Genomic DNA, 13,659 nt, shown 5'->3' on the forward strand with positions numbered 1-13,659 from the left:
GGCAAGAACTTCCGCCGCATCGGAGATGGGGTAGCTGCCCTAGAAGCTCAAGCCCGCCGCTGGATTGCCCAACGGCTGCAGGGGATCCCCTACGACCCGCCGCCGGGGCCGGCAGCCAGCCAGGTGCTGCAGTGGATAGAGAGGGACTTGCTCCCTCGCCTGCAGCAAACTCCCCAGGAGCTGGAAAATCTCCTACGCGGTCTCAATGGCGGCTATGTGCCCAGCGGCCCTTCCGGCGCTCCCACGCGGGGCCGGGTGGAGGTGTTGCCCACTGGGCGCAACTTCTACTCGGTGGACATCCGCGCCATTCCCACCCCGACAGCCTGGCAGGTTGGCTCGCTGGCTGCCGAGCGGCTGGTGGAGCGCTACGTGCAAGAGCAGGGGGAATACCCCCGCCATCTGGGCCTATCCGTGTGGGGAACTTCCACCCTGAGAACCGGTGGCGAGGACTGGGCCGAGGCGCTGGCGCTTTTGGGGGTCAAGCCCCGCTGGGATGGGGGACGGGTGGTGGATATCGAGATCCTGCCTGTAGCGGTCTTGGGACGTCCCCGCGTGGATGTAACTCTGCGCATTTCTGGGTTTTTTCGGGATGCTTTTCCCAACCTGATTGCCCTCTTCGACCGGGCCGTGCAGGCCGTGGCCGCTCTGGAGGAGCCGGAAAGCGACAACCCCCTGCGGGCTCAGGTGCTAGCCGATACCCAGTACTGGCAGGAGCAAGGGATCCCTCCCTCAGAAGCGGCCAAGCGAGCGCGGCTGCGCATCTTCGGCTCCAAGCCGGGGGCCTACGGGGCCGGTCTGCAGGGGCTGATCGAGGCGCAAAACTGGGAAACGGAAGCGGATCTGGCCCGCGCCTACCTCAACTGGAGCGGCTACGCCTACTGGGCCGAGGGGGAGGGAGAGCCAGCCCCCGAAGCGCTGCGGCGGCAACTGGCCCGTCTGCAAGTTGTCCTGCACAACCAAGACAACCGCGAGCACGATCTCCTCGACTCGGACGACTACTACCAGTTTCAGGGGGGCATGGTGGCAGCGGTGCGAACGCTCCAGGGCCGCAACCCCCAGATCTACTTCGGGGATCACGCCCGTCCCCACAACCCCAAGATCCGCACCCTGGCTGAAGAGATCGACCGCGTCTATCGCGGCCGCGTCGTCAACCCCAAGTGGATTGCCGGCGTGATGCGCCACGGCTACAAGGGCGCCTTTGAGATGGCCGCCACGCTGGACTATCTCTTTGCCTACGATGTCACCACCCACGCCGTGCCAGACTTCATGTACGCCGGGGTGGCCCGCGCCTACCTATTGGATCCCCAGGTGCAGCAGTTTTTGCGAAGCCACAACCCCTGGGCCTTGCGGGATATGAGCGAGCGGTTGCTGGAGGCCCACCAGCGGGGCTACTGGCAAGAGCAAGCCCAGGAATTGCTGCCTCAGATCGAAGCCCTCATGCTGGAGATGGAAGCCCAGCTAGAGGCCAGCCAGGGATCCCTAGCGGGAGAACGTTAAGTTCGGCTAAGATTTTTCCCATCCTAATAGAGATCCCAGACATGAGCAAAGCCAAGCTGTTGCGGCAGATTCTGGGGCCGCTGCTAGAAGACTACCACTACTGGTTTGAGCGCTGCCGTCGCTTTTTGCAAGAAGAAACCCTGGACTTCATCAGCCCAGAAGTGCAGCAGTCCCTCCTGGAGCGGGTCTTGGCTGCCCAAGCGGAGTTACAAGCAGCGGAAGCTCTCTATCGGTTATCGGACAATGAAGTTGGCATTGACCCGGCCCTGATGGCAAAATGGCATCGCCTGCTGATGGAGTGCGCCGAGCTAGGCCGCTGCTTTCGCCAACTTCACCCCTCTTCTGACTCCTCTGACTCGTGATGCTGCAGATCCTCTACCTCATGGCTTTTGTGGCCATTGCCTTCGTGGCGCTGCGCAACCTAGTGGTTAACGTAGTAACTCTAAGCAAAGAAGAGCCCAAGGCCTCACCGCGTCGCGCTCGCCGACAGGCGCCCCACCCGGAGCTCTTGGATGCGGATGGCAACCTGACGGAAGAGCCTTTGTTGGTTATTCGCACAACCAGCCTGGAGGAAGCCCGCAGCCGCCTGGAAGATCTCTACTCTGGATCCCCTGACGAGGATTGAGAGCGACAGTGGGGCTGCCGACCCCTGCGCAAAAGCCCAAGCAGGAGAGCCTTAGCTTCCCCTGGCTGCAAAGGCAGGCTGGCGGATCCTCAGCCGACTAGCTGCGAATGGAGAGGCGGGATCCCTGGGGAGAAGGCTGCACCTCGATGCGGCAGGGAAAGGCATCTTGCAGGCTCGGGATATGGGTAATGACCAGGATGCAGGCAAACTCGGAGGCAATGGCGTTGATGGCCGCCAGCAGCTGGGCCCGCCCGGTGGCGTCCTGGGATCCAAACCCCTCGTCGATGATCAAGGTTTGCAGGTCAGAGCCGGCGCGCTGGGTGAGCAGGCGAGACAACGCTAGGCGAATGGCGAAGTTGATGCGGAAGGCTTCTCCCCCGGAATAAGTCTCGTAGGGGCGGGTGCCGCGGGGATCAGCGATGAGGACGTCGAGGGTTTCGATTAGCTTGTCCGAACGTCGCCCCGAGCGCTGGGTTACAAAGCGGAGTTGCAGGCGGTGCTGGGTGAGGCGGCCCAGGATCTGGTTGGCCTGGGCTTCTAGCTCCGGCAGGACGTTTTCGATGATCAGGGCAGGAATGCCGTTGCGGCCGTAGGCGTTGGCCAGCTCTTGGTACACCTGCTGCTGGCGGCGGGCTTGCTGCAGTTGCTGCTCCAGCTCGGCTTGCTCCGCTTGTCGCTCAAGGGCTTGCTGCAACCGCTGTTGGGCCGCCCCAAGCTGAGAGAGCACCTGATCTAGCTCTTGCCGGTGCTCCTGCAGGGCTTGGCGGATCCCTTCCAGGTGAGTAGGTGAGACCTCGGGCTGCTCCGCCAGCTGTCGCTGTAGCGCCTCCAGCTCTTGGGTGGCCTGGGCAAGCTGCTGGCGGCTTTCCTGTAGGCGTTGGGCCAAGACCTGGCTGCGGGCTCTTGCTTCTGGCAGCTCCTGGCAGGCCATCTGGAGGGCTTGCAGGCGGGCCGGCCACAGTTGCGCCTGGGCCAGCTCTGCTTTTACTTGCTGGTGCAGGGATCCGTCATAGCCAAGGTGGTCCAGCGCCTGCTCGATCTGGGCCAGCCGTTCCGCCAGAGCAGCAGAGGAGGCTGTCTGCCGCAGGGCTTCCAGCTGCGCTTGCAGGGAGGCGATTTGCTCGTCCAGGCGAGGGCGGCGCTCTTGGGCTTTGCGCAGTTCCTGGGAGCGGCCCAGGGCCCAGCGCCAGCGCTCCAGCTCTGCTCGTTGCAGGGCGTGTTCCCGCTCGTCGTAGCCCAGCTGCTGCAGGGACTGCTGGATCTGGGCAAGCTGCTGCCGTGCCTCTTGGGCGTAGGCTTCTTGGCTGAGGAGCTGCTCCAGCTCTACCGCTTCTTGTCGCCAGGCCTCCAGCTGCCGACGGCGCTCCTGCTCAGCCTCCCACTGCTGTTGCAGGCGTCCCTGGAGGTGCAGTCGCTCGTCCCAGGTGGCCAATTCCTGGCCAAGACGCTGAGCTTCTTCTTGCAACAGCCCGATCTCCCGGTCGGCCACCGCCAGTTGCTCGCGAATGACAAAGAGCTCGCCGGCAATCTCCTCTTGGCGCTGGCGGTGTTTTTGCAGCACCACCGCCCTCAAAGGGGGGCTGAGGGGGCGAGCGCAGAGGGGGCAAACCCAGAGCTGGGATCCTGGCGTGGCCAGCCCTGGGGCGGGCGGTGCGGGCGCAGTAGGCTGCTCCGAGAAGGCTGCTTCGGGGGTGGCTTTGTCTGCCACGGCCTTCACTCCCGCCAAAGCAGGGACAGAGTAGGGCTCTCCGGGTTCAGGAGGGTCAGCGCCTGGGCAATTCGGATCCTTCTGGAGGGGGAAAGTTTCCCAGGGATCCTCTAGCAGGCGGCAGTGCTCCTCCTCCTGTTGCCACTGCTGCTGGAGAACCCGCTGCCGCTCCTGCAGCTTCTGCACAAAGAGGCGGCGCTCTTGGATTTTTTCCAGCACCTGCTGCTGGTAGAGGCGCTGCCGTTCCAGCTCGGCCAGGGCCGCTGCTCCGGCGGCAATTTTCTCGGCCAGTTGCTGCTGCTGTTGGGCCAGGCTCTCCTGGCTTTGCAGATGCTGCTTGAGGAACTGGAGGCGGGCTTGCAGGCGTTCCCGCTCGCGGCGGATCTCCTCCTGCCAGTGCCGTTGTTGCTCTAGGAGGGTGGCCGCTTGAGCCTGAGCCTCGTTCAAGCTCTGCAGCCGCTCATAGGCCTGCCGGTAGTGGTACAGGGCGTTTTCAATGCGCTCCTGTTCGGCCAGGATTTGGGCATCGGCCTGAGCCTGGACCTGGCAGGCAGCCAATTCCTGTTGCAGCTGTTGCATCCTCTGCAGGTATTGCTGATGTTGCTCGGCCTGTTGGGCCTGCAGCTTTTGGCGTTCCTGCACCAGCTGTTGTTGCTGCTGGAAGAGATGGTGGAGATGGCGATCCTGCGCCATCAGGGCTTGATAGCGTTCGTAGCCGGCCTGGATCTCTTCGCTTTTGGCAACCAGCTCTTCCAACTGCAAAAGCTGCTGCCGCTGCGCTCGCCACTGCTGCTCGGTGTGGTGCAGGTTGGCGCTGAGCTTGTGCACATGGTGGGCAAGCTGCTGGTACCGCTCCTGGAGGGTGCGGCGATGTTCGTAGGCGCGCTCTAGAGCCTGCAACTCCTGCTGCTGCTGCACCAAGAGCTGTTGCAGATGGGTTTGCCGTTGCTGAAGCTGCTCCAGTTGCGTTTGGATTTGCTCGAGGTCGGTGGGGTGTTGCTCCAGCTTGCGCAGGCGCTCTTGGAGCAGGTCGGCTCTGAGCTTGGCGCTGCGGGCCTGTTCGCGGCAGCGCTCGGCCAGCAAGTCGTACTGGCCCAGCTTGAGCATGTCCGCCAAGACCTGCTTGCGCTCGCCGGGGCGCTTTAGGGTAAAGGCATCGGCCTGTCCCTGGCGCAGGTAGGCGGAGTGGAGAAAGGTGTCGTAGTCAAGGCCAAGCTGACTTTCAATTGCCTCTTGAGTGGCGCGCAGGCCCCGGCGGGTAAGGCTGCGCCAACGGGCTTGGCCCTCGCTTTCTCCAATCTGGATTTGCCACTCCAGGGATCCCTCCCCCGAGAGGTGGCGGCTGCGCAGGACGCGGTAGGTCTGTCCGCGCGAGCGGTAGATCACCTCCACCCAGGTTTCGCTAGCTCCTTTGCGGATGAGATCGCTGTCGTTGCTGGCCCGGCTCTGGCCCCAGAGGCCCCAGGTAAGGGCATCAAGCAAAGCCGATTTGCCTGCCCCGTTGGGACCACAAATGCAAGCGGTGTGGATCCCGCGCAGATCCAAAACCGCCTGAGAGTAGCAGAGAAAGTTGCGTAAGGTCAGGCGAACCGGGATCACAGGGGCGGCTTTGGTTGCAGCAAAACCATGGCGATGAGCCCTTTGCTCTAGTCTATGAAGTTATTTGCCAGATCCCAAGTCCTGCACCGGCCAATGTCCTCAGGTCAGATTCAAAGACGCTCTGGCCAGTTAAGCTGCCAAAGTCGTTTTGGACCAGAGCGCTAGCTGAGCTTTTGGATGGGCGCGATGCGCGGATCCAAAATTTTTTGGCCCACCGCGGGAAATCTCACAGCTAAGGTAACCTGGTCGCCGCTGCCAAAGATGTGAGTAATTTGCCCCTGGCCAAATTTGGGGTGTTGCAAACGATCTCCCACCGCCCAGCGCTGGGATCCCTCCCAGCCAGTAGCTGCCTCTCTGGGTTCGGCTACCCCGCGAGGTTGCAGCAGGCCGCCTCTCTGCCACTGGATCAGGTTGTGCGGCAGCTCACTCAAAAATAGAGAGGGGATGGCAGGCTCGCAGTTGCCGTAGAGGCGTCTTTTGCTGGCGTAGCAGAGAAACAATTGCTCGCGGGCGCGGGTAATGCCTACGTAGCAAAGGCGCCGTTCTTCTTCCAAAGCAGCCGGATCCTCCAGGGTGCGGAAATTGGGAAACAGACCCTGTTCCAACCCCACCAAAAAGACCACGGGGAACTCCAGTCCTTTGGAAGTGTGCAACGTCATCAAGGCAACTTTCTCGGCCCCTTCCTCCAGATTGTCCAAATCCGCAGCCAAAGAGACAGCGCTCAAGAAAGCCTCGAGGCTGGGATCCTCCTCTTCTTCCTCAAATTGACAAGCGGCGTTGTAGAGCTCCATCACGTTGGCAATTCTCTCCTCAGCCTCTGGCGTGCCCTGGGCCTTGAGATCTGCTAGATACCCAGAATCCCGCAGCAATTCTTGCAAAAGGGTAGCAGCGGAAACCTGGGCTACTTGTTTGTGCCAATGTTCGATGAACTGGGCAAACTGGATAACCGGCTTGGCGGAGCGCCCCACCAGCTTGGTTACAGCAGCCTCGTCGCAGAGGATGGCCCACAAAGGCACATTGAGGGCAGTTGCTGCTTCGGTTAGTTTGTCCAAAGTGGATTTGCCAATACCCCGCCGCGGCACATTGATAATGCGCAACAGGCTAAAGGAGTCGGCAGGGTTGAGCACGGCCCGCAAATAGGCCAGCACATCTTTAATTTCCTTGCGCTCGTAAAATCGCAGCCCGCCCACCACTGTGTAGGGGATCCCCCACCGCAGCAAAACCTCCTCAAAAGGGCGAGATTGGGCGTTGGTGCGGTAGAGGATGGCAAAATCTCCCCAGGAAGAGTTGGGATTTTGGCTGTGTAACTTGCGAATGGTGTTGACCACAAACTCAGCCTCTGCCATCTCGTCCTCCGCCTGGTAGCAAACGATAGGATGGCCTGGAGGGCGAGTTGGCCGGAGAATTTTATCGATGCGCTCCGTGTTTTTCTCGATCAAGACGTTGGCTGCCTCCAAAATAGTAGCTGTAGAGCGATAGTTTTCCTCCAGCTTCACCATGGTGTGGGTTTCGTCGTCTGGAAGGCCATCGCCAAAGGTCTCTTGAAACTCGAGCAAAATGGTAAAATCTGCCCCGCGAAAGCGATAGATACTTTGATCCGCATCACCCACCACAAAGATGGAGCGATTGGTCCAGTCCCACTTGGAGCGGCAGCTCTCCCCATTGGTAACTAGCAGCCGGATGAGTTCGTACTGGGTGCGGTTGGTATCTTGGTATTCGTCCACCAAGATGTGCCGAAAGCGCTGGTGCCAGTAGGCCAAAACCTGCTCGTTTTGGCGGAAAAGCTGCACCGGGATCCAAATTAAGTTGTCGAAGTCGAGGGCATTATTGGCCGCCAGTTGATCTTCGTAGAGCTCGTAAACCTGAGCTAGGACGCGGCCGCGGAAATTGGGCTGGTGGCGTTCCAGATCCGCAGGGGTCCAGCCCTGATTTTTGGCCCTGCTGATGGCATAGCGCACCAACTTGGGATCAAACTGGCGCTCATCCAAGTTAAGCTGCTTGATGACAATTTCTTTAATCAAAGATTGGGCGTCAGACTCGTCAAAGATTGAGAAGTGGCGAGTCCACCTGCGTCCCTTGGGATCCCGATATTTTTCAATCTCCAGGCGCAGAACCTGGGCAAATAGGCTGTGAAACGTGCCGATCCAAAGGGGTTTAATCCAACGGTGGTAAACACTGGATTTCAGCCGGGTGGCCTGAGCAGGCTCCAGTTGCGCCAAAGGGATCCCAAATTGTTCCTGGGCCTCCTGCTCGGCAAAAAGCTGCTCGATGCGCTCCTTCATTTCGCGAGCGGCCTTGTTGGTGAAGGTAACGGCCAAAATCTCCTCTGGATTTACCCGATAGTGGCGGATGAGGTAGGCAATGCGGTGGGTGAGGGTGCGTGTCTTGCCGGAACCTGCCCCCGCCACCACCAGCAAAGGGCCACAAAAGTGCTGCGCCGCTTGGCGTTGGGAGGGATTGAGGCCATCCAACAAGGAGCTAGAAGCCATATTTATTGCCGCCCCCGAGAGACTGCTTTCCATTATGGGCCCAGGCTGGCAACCCAACGGGGGTGGGAAGCCCAACCAGGAGCGCCAGGGCCAAAGATGAAGATTGGTTAAGATTTGGCCAGCCCACCCCAGAACTTGCTGCTATGAAACGAGTTTTGCTTGGCTGCGGCTGCCTGCTTGCTTTTCCAAAAAGACTTGTCGCTTGTGGGGTTGCTACCTTTGCTTTCCTCTTCTTGGGCCCGTTGGCCCCAGCTCAAGCTGGCAACTGCCCCAGCAACGGCAGCCCCAACGTATCCCTCGACCTCAAGCTGGAAAGCATTTCCGGGGATCCCCTTGACCTAGGCAGCTACCACGGCCTGCAGGCGCTGATCTTAACCAACCGCCAAACCCGCTCCCAAGCAGAGGCCCTCTCCACAAGTTTGGCTCTGGAGTTTGGGCACAACCCTCGGCTGCGCCAGGTTGTGTTGATCGATGGCAGAGGGCTGCAGCTGGTGCGAGACCTGGTTCTGCAGGCCATCCGCGAGAGCGTGCCGACAGATCCCCGCTTGGCTTCTCCGTTTGTCCATGTCTCGGTTGATTTCGAGGGGGCAGCCATCCAGAAGCTGCAGGAGATCGCCGCCGAAGTGCTACCCGGGATCGATTTTCGCCGCCAGGCCGCCCTGCTGCTTTTAGACGGTCGGGGCACGCTTCTAAGTGGGTTTGCCAACCTGGACCAGTCCAATCTCCGCATTCGCCAGTGCATTCGTACGCGCATTTGACCAAGAAAACTGGGTTTCAAGCCCTGCCGTTGAGAGCGGCTTTTTGTATGATGCTCTAGATAGCAGAAGGACAACTTTGCATGTACTTTGTCCGCAAGCTCAAGCTGGGAGTTTCAGACCAACTGCAACTTTTGAGCAGAGCCGCAGGCAAGCTGTACTCCAAGACACTCGTCAGTTTTTGGCGGGTCGTCCGCAAGAAAGGGCTGTGGTTGAAGCCTGCCACCCTCATGCGTTGGTTTCCCAGTGATCCTGAAAACCGGCTGCATGCCCATAGCGCAGACGCGGTAGTGCAAAGCTTCTTGGCCTCTCTGAAGTCGTGGCGAGAACGCCGCAAAACGGATCCCAATGCTCGTCCACCTCGACGCCGACGGTACTATTACAAAATCCAGTGGAAGTCCTCAGCCATCAAGGTTGTAGATGGAAAGTTGCGGTTGTCGAACGGGAGGGGTAAAGAGCCGTTGGTGATCCCTTGGGCTTGGGATACGCCTGTCTGGGTAGAAATCGGCTGGGACGGCAAGCAGTATGAGTTGCGGGCTTGCTACAAATTGAGTGATGCGCGGCCCAAAGAAGAGAGGGAAAAAGGCGGTGTTGCCGGTGTGGATCTGGGTGAGGTTCACCTGGCCGTTGCCCATGATGGGGAGAATACCTACATCGCCAATGGCAGGCTGCTTCGTTCCAAGCGCCGCTACCAGAACCAGCTGAAGGCCAAGTTATCGAGACTGATTGATAGAAAGAAGCGTGGTTCTCGGCGCTACCGGCGGCTAATTCGTTCCAAACGGAAGCAGTTGGCCAGGTTGAATAGGCAAATCCGAGACATTCTGCACAAGCAGACCACAAGACTTGTCTCGACGCTGTATGCAAGGGGCGTCCAGACCGTTGTCATTGGGGACATTCGGAATATCAGGGTGTCTGCCGCTCGCGTTAGCGGGAGGGAGTCCTTTTACGGCAAGAAGGCGAATCAAAAGATCCACCAAATGGTGCATGGCCAAGCCCGGCACTACATCACCTACAAGGCCGAACAGCTGGGGATGAGAGTAGTGCTCCAAGATGAGCGGTACAGCTCTCAAACCTGTCCTGCTTGCAACAAGAGGAACAAGCCAAAAGGCCGTGGGTATAGGTGCGGGTGCGGGTTTAGGTTCCATCGGGACGGGGTGGGGGCAATCAACCTTCGCAGAACGTATCTGGGCTTAGGCCCAGTAGTTGGGGTTATGGCATCCCCCATAGGGTTGAGGTTCCAGCCTCATGCTCTTTCGCTTACGGCGGCGCGGAGCGCTTTGTAGCTCAGCCGGTAGGAGCCATCCTGCTGTCTGAGAAAAAATCCCTCCCCTTTAGGAGGGCAGGGAGAATGTCAATGCCTTGGATCCCGCTTTTCCCCTGCCTCTTCCCCGACCGCTAAACTGGTTCTAGTCGAGACGGCTGGGTGCCGAGATCCATGCGCCGCCAGCTTAAGACCCTAAACCAAATCCTCGACTACAAGCTAGCCGATCTGCGGCTGTTTGGCCGCGCCGAGCTGAAGGGTCAGGTGCTGAATGTGCTGCTGGAACGGCTGCCCGGCGATGGGGTGGACACACAACAAGTAATGGAGGTGGTGCGTAGCGCTGTAGAGGCCTCGCTGCTGCAGGGGCTGCGCAAAGTCAACGTTTACCTTTGGTGCCGTGGCCAAACTGAAGCGGCGCCGGAGTGGAGCGAAAGCTTTGTGGTCGAGCCGTTGAGCCCAAGCAAGCCTGAGGGAGCTTGGAGCCGCGCCTCCAGCTACCGGCAAGACTATCCTGCCATGCGGGTGCTGCTTTTTGGCTTTGGCCTTTGCCTGGGTGGCTTCTACCTGCTGGGCTGGGAGCGGACGGGCTGGATGGACTGGATCCCCGTGGGGCTGGCCTTTGGCTTGGGGGTGATCTTCCCCTGGCTCAAACGCTCCCTCAACCAGGGGGCTCCCCCTCTGTTCCTACGCCTCGGCCTAGGGCTGGGGCTGGTCTGGCTGGGCCTGGCAGTGCTGATGATCTGGCACCAGGGCTGGAGCCCTGCCCACGGGATTCTCACCTTGCTGGCCCTTCTCCTAGTGGGGTTGGGATCCTGAAAGCGCTCACTCGGCAGTGGTGCCGCGGAAAACGGGCAGGGCCGGCCCTGTCATCCACACGTGTTGGGTGTCAAGATCCCAGCGAATCTCCAGGTTGCCTCCCGGCAGCTCCACCGTGGCCTGGGGCTCGGCCCGCTCTTCCAAGACGGCAGCTACTAGGGCGGCACAAGCCCCTGTTCCACAGGCCAGCGTCGCCCCTGCCCCTCGCTCCCAAACCCGCAGCCGCAGGTGGTTAGGGCTGAGCACCTGCACAAATTCGGTGTTGGTGCGCTCGGGAAAGGCGGGGTGATGCTCAAACAGGGGGCCCACCCTTTCCAAGTCCAGTTTCTCCAGGGATCCCTCCTCCTCCAGAAAGACCACGCAATGGGGGTTGCCCATGCTCACTGCCGTCACCCACCACTCCCGCCCGGCCACTCGGAGCGGTTGCCGCACCACCTTTTCCTCTGGCCCGACTAGCGTGGTGGGAATCTGCTGGGCCAAAAGGCGAGGGATCCCCATGTCCACTGTTACCAAGCCATCGGGCTGCACCCGCGGCACAATCCGCCCTGCCAAGGTGTGGATCTGGTAGGCGCCATCCTGGGCGGGGATCCCCAGATCCTGCAAAAAGCGAGCCAGGCAGCGGATGCCGTTGCCGCACATCTCCGCTTCCGAGCCGTCGCTGTTGAACAGGCGCATGCTGAAATCAGCCCCCTCCTGCCCCGGCAGCAGGAAAATGACCCCATCCGCCCCCACGCCAAAGCGGCGATCGCAGAGGGCAATGGCCTCTTCTGGTGTCAGACAGGGCTGGGGCTGGTGGCGATTGTCCACCAAGATGAAATCGTTTCCCAACCCCTGGTACTTGTGGAAGGTGAGATGGGAGGGCAGCCGGGCAGCCATGCAGTGCAACAAGACAACGGGCTTCAATCCTCGTGCATTTCGAAGGGATCCTTCAAGTTCTCGGAAGGAGGTCCGAAGGCGGTGTAGATGGCAAAGGCGGTAATGACAATAGTAGTGGCCACAATAGCCACGATGAGGGAGAGGCTAGCTTCCATCGCTGGGATCCCGAGAGAGTCTCTCTAGAGTATTACACAAGTTTACAAAACATTGCGCCTCAGCGGCGACATGCACGGAATCCTCTGCCTGGCAAGGACAAGGGATGTCAAGATTCATTGCTATCGGCAAAGGGGTGGGGCCAGATTCTGGTAGCGTGATCTAAAGATGGCTGTTCTTGCGGCATTGAGTCTTTAGAGGATCCGCCGCCAGCTTTGTTCCTTCTTAACCTATGGCGAGAACTATGGCCATTCGTACCCGACTGGGCGATCTGCTGCGTCCGCTGAACTCAGAATACGGCAAAGTAGCCCCCGGCTGGGGCACCACGCCTCTAATGGCAGTCTTCATGGTGCTGTTTGGCATCTTCATGCTGATCCTCCTGGAGATCTACAACAAGTCCCTGCTGCTGGAAGACATCAACGTCTCCTGGGAGAGCCTCAGCTTCTAGTTTGGGCTTGCCAAGCGGCCTAGGTGGTGTACTCGGCGTTGATGCGCACATAGTCGTAGCTGAGATCGCAGCCCCAGGCCACGCCCTGACCGGGCCCCTGGTGGAGGTCCACCGTAAAGACGACGGGATCCCCCTTGAGGTACTTGCAAGCAGCCTGGCGGTCAAAGGGGAGGGGCATTCCCTTCTCTAGAAGCAGAAAATCTCCCAGCCGGATCTCCAGAAGGCGGCTGTCAAAAGGGATCCCTGCTCGCCCAGCGGCAGCGGCCACCCGTCCCCAGTTGGGGTCGCCCCCAAAGGCTGCTGCCTTGACCAAGGGAGAGCTGGCAATGACGCGGGCTATCTGCCGAGCCGACCGGTCGTCGGGGGCGCCCTGCACCCGGATCTCCAGCAACTTGGTGGCTCCCTCCCCGTCGCGGGCAATGGCCTTAGCTAGGTGAATGGAAACCTGGGCAACCATCTCGGCTAGGGTTTGGGCAGCTTTTGTACCCGCTTGCACCGTGGGGATCCCGCTTTGGCCGTTGGCTAGAGCCAGCACCATGTCGTTGGTGCTGGTATCCCCATCCACGGTGATTTGGTTAAAGCTGAGGTCAACAGCCTCTTTGAGGATCTGCTGCCAGAGTGGGGGATCCACAGCCGCATCGGAGGTTAGGAAAGCCAACATGGTCGCCAAGTTGGGGTGGATCATGCCGGATCCCTTGGCGATGCCTCCTACCCTGACGGTGTAGCCCTCGATGTTAGCCTCCAGAGCCGTGCTCTTGGGAACTAGATCAGTGGTGAGGATGGCGCGGGCAGCGCTCTCTCCTCCTGCCGGCGAGAGGCTGTCGATAAGGTGGGGCAGGGCCGCCTTGATTTTGGCCATTTCCAGTTGTTGTCCAATGACCCCTGTGGAGGCGGTGAGCACCTGGTGGGCGGGGATCCCCAGCCGCTCTGCCACCCAGCGGGCCAGTTGGGCATTGTTGCGCTCCCCCTCTTCGCCTGTACAGGCGTTGGCTTGGCCGGCAGTGCAGAGGATGGCCCGCACCGGCTGGCCTTGGGCGAGGATGCTCTGGTTGTAGGTGACGCAGGCGGCCTTAACCTGGTTGGTGGTGAAAACGCCAGCCCCTACCGCCTCGCTGTCGGAAACAATCAGGGCCAGATCGGCGGCGCCGGAGGGCTTGAGGCCAGCAGCTACGCCGGCAGCGCGGAAGCCACGGGGGGCAGTTACAGCACCTGCAACCGGTTTAAACTGGGCTCCTAGATCTGGTGGAATGGGTCTGGTCATACTGGCGGCTGCGCAGCTCCTAGCAAAGCGGGCCGGCTTTTGCGCTGGGAGCAGAGTGGTGTTGTTAGAACTTTACCAAAAAGCGACGTAAGGCCCCGCCTTTGAAGGTGGGGATGTAAGGCGCAGCATTTTATCCAAGGTTTCCCCTGATAAACTAGCATCATGCGCGTC

At 60.3% G+C, this 13,659-nt stretch carries 11 protein-coding genes and 1 pseudogene; 7 read left to right on the top strand and 5 right to left on the bottom strand.

Annotated features, from left to right (window positions below; genetic code table 11):
* Window positions 1–12: 12 nt before the first annotated feature.
* From NW833_RS07595 to NW833_RS07605, 3 genes and pseudogenes are all read left to right on the top strand, one after another.
* Window positions 13–1,497: pseudogene (locus tag NW833_RS07595) on the top strand (cobaltochelatase subunit CobN); the annotation flags it as partial.
* Window positions 1,498–1,538: 41 nt separating this feature from the next.
* Window positions 1,539–1,859 (top strand): DUF2605 domain-containing protein, encoded by a 321-nt coding sequence (locus NW833_RS07600; protein WP_414412066.1) that lies wholly within the window; start codon window positions 1,539–1,541, stop codon window positions 1,857–1,859.
* Entirely contained in the window at window positions 1,859–2,122 is a 264-nt protein-coding gene (locus tag NW833_RS07605) for a DUF2973 domain-containing protein (protein WP_414406095.1), read from the top strand. The genes NW833_RS07600 and NW833_RS07605 overlap by 1 nt, the downstream gene beginning before the upstream one ends.
* A gap of 97 nt (window positions 2,123–2,219) precedes the next feature.
* Here the strand turns inward: NW833_RS07605 and NW833_RS07610 are convergent, their stop codons facing one another.
* Both NW833_RS07610 and pcrA read right to left on the bottom strand, forming a co-directional pair.
* Window positions 2,220–5,429: an AAA family ATPase gene (locus NW833_RS07610; protein ID WP_414412067.1), complete on the bottom strand. Its 3,210-nt coding sequence runs from the start codon at window positions 5,427–5,429 to the stop codon at window positions 2,220–2,222.
* Window positions 5,430–5,590: 161 nt separating this feature from the next.
* Window positions 5,591–7,918 (bottom strand): DNA helicase PcrA, encoded by a 2,328-nt coding sequence (gene pcrA / locus NW833_RS07615; RefSeq protein WP_414412068.1) that lies wholly within the window; start codon window positions 7,916–7,918, stop codon window positions 5,591–5,593.
* Between the two features lie 233 nt (window positions 7,919–8,151).
* Between pcrA and NW833_RS07620 the strand changes: the two genes are divergently transcribed.
* From NW833_RS07620 to NW833_RS07630, 3 genes are all read left to right on the top strand, one after another.
* Window positions 8,152–8,676 carry a hypothetical protein gene (locus NW833_RS07620; RefSeq protein ID WP_414410970.1) on the top strand — a complete coding sequence of 175 codons (525 nt, stop codon included), beginning with the start codon at window positions 8,152–8,154 and terminating at the stop codon, window positions 8,674–8,676.
* Between the two features lie 80 nt (window positions 8,677–8,756).
* A complete protein-coding gene (locus NW833_RS07625) occupies window positions 8,757–9,956 on the top strand; it encodes an RNA-guided endonuclease InsQ/TnpB family protein (protein WP_414412069.1) in 1,200 nt (399 codons plus the stop codon).
* 140 nt (window positions 9,957–10,096) lie between these two features.
* The gene (locus NW833_RS07630; RefSeq protein ID WP_414412070.1) at window positions 10,097–10,750 is read left to right on the top strand and encodes a hypothetical protein; all 654 of its coding nucleotides are present in this window, start codon (window positions 10,097–10,099) and stop codon (window positions 10,748–10,750) included.
* Window positions 10,751–10,756: 6 nt separating this feature from the next.
* Here the strand turns inward: NW833_RS07630 and dapF are convergent, their stop codons facing one another.
* Complete coding sequence (dapF, locus tag NW833_RS07635) at window positions 10,757–11,626, bottom strand: diaminopimelate epimerase (protein ID WP_414396833.1); 870 nt, start codon at window positions 11,624–11,626, stop codon at window positions 10,757–10,759.
* 23 nt (window positions 11,627–11,649) lie between these two features.
* Window positions 11,650–11,781, bottom strand: a complete 132-nt coding sequence (psbN, locus tag NW833_RS07640; protein ID WP_414412071.1) for a photosystem II reaction center protein PsbN — start codon at window positions 11,779–11,781, stop codon at window positions 11,650–11,652.
* Window positions 11,782–12,023: 242 nt separating this feature from the next.
* Here psbN and psbH point away from each other — a divergent pair, with 242 nt between their 5' ends.
* Complete coding sequence (psbH, locus tag NW833_RS07645; protein ID WP_414361343.1) at window positions 12,024–12,227, top strand: photosystem II reaction center phosphoprotein PsbH; 204 nt, start codon at window positions 12,024–12,026, stop codon at window positions 12,225–12,227.
* 19 nt (window positions 12,228–12,246) lie between these two features.
* Here the strand turns inward: psbH and argJ are convergent, their stop codons facing one another.
* Window positions 12,247–13,488 (bottom strand): bifunctional glutamate N-acetyltransferase/amino-acid acetyltransferase ArgJ, encoded by a 1,242-nt coding sequence (gene argJ, locus NW833_RS07650; protein WP_414412072.1) that lies wholly within the window; start codon window positions 13,486–13,488, stop codon window positions 12,247–12,249.
* Window positions 13,489–13,659 lie beyond the last annotated feature (171 nt).

The sequence above is a fragment of the Synechococcus sp. O70.1 genome (genome assembly GCF_047462215.1).
Lineage (GTDB): Bacteria > Cyanobacteriota > Cyanobacteriia > Thermostichales > Thermostichaceae > Thermostichus.

Coding starts and splice junctions, on each gene's coding strand:
- dapF (WP_414396833.1), bottom strand. CDS start 11,626: ATGGCTGCCCGGCTGCCCTCCCATCTCACCTTCCACAAGTACCAGGGG.
- psbH (WP_414361343.1), top strand. CDS start 12,024: ATGGCCATTCGTACCCGACTGGGCGATCTGCTGCGTCCGCTGAACTCA.
- NW833_RS07625 (WP_414412069.1), top strand. CDS start 8,757: ATGTACTTTGTCCGCAAGCTCAAGCTGGGAGTTTCAGACCAACTGCAA.
- argJ (WP_414412072.1), bottom strand. CDS start 13,488: ATGACCAGACCCATTCCACCAGATCTAGGAGCCCAGTTTAAACCGGTT.
- NW833_RS07600 (WP_414412066.1), top strand. CDS start 1,539: ATGAGCAAAGCCAAGCTGTTGCGGCAGATTCTGGGGCCGCTGCTAGAA.
- pcrA (WP_414412068.1), bottom strand. CDS start 7,918: ATGGCTTCTAGCTCCTTGTTGGATGGCCTCAATCCCTCCCAACGCCAA.
- NW833_RS07605 (WP_414406095.1), top strand. CDS start 1,859: ATGCTGCAGATCCTCTACCTCATGGCTTTTGTGGCCATTGCCTTCGTG.
- psbN (WP_414412071.1), bottom strand. CDS start 11,781: ATGGAAGCTAGCCTCTCCCTCATCGTGGCTATTGTGGCCACTACTATT.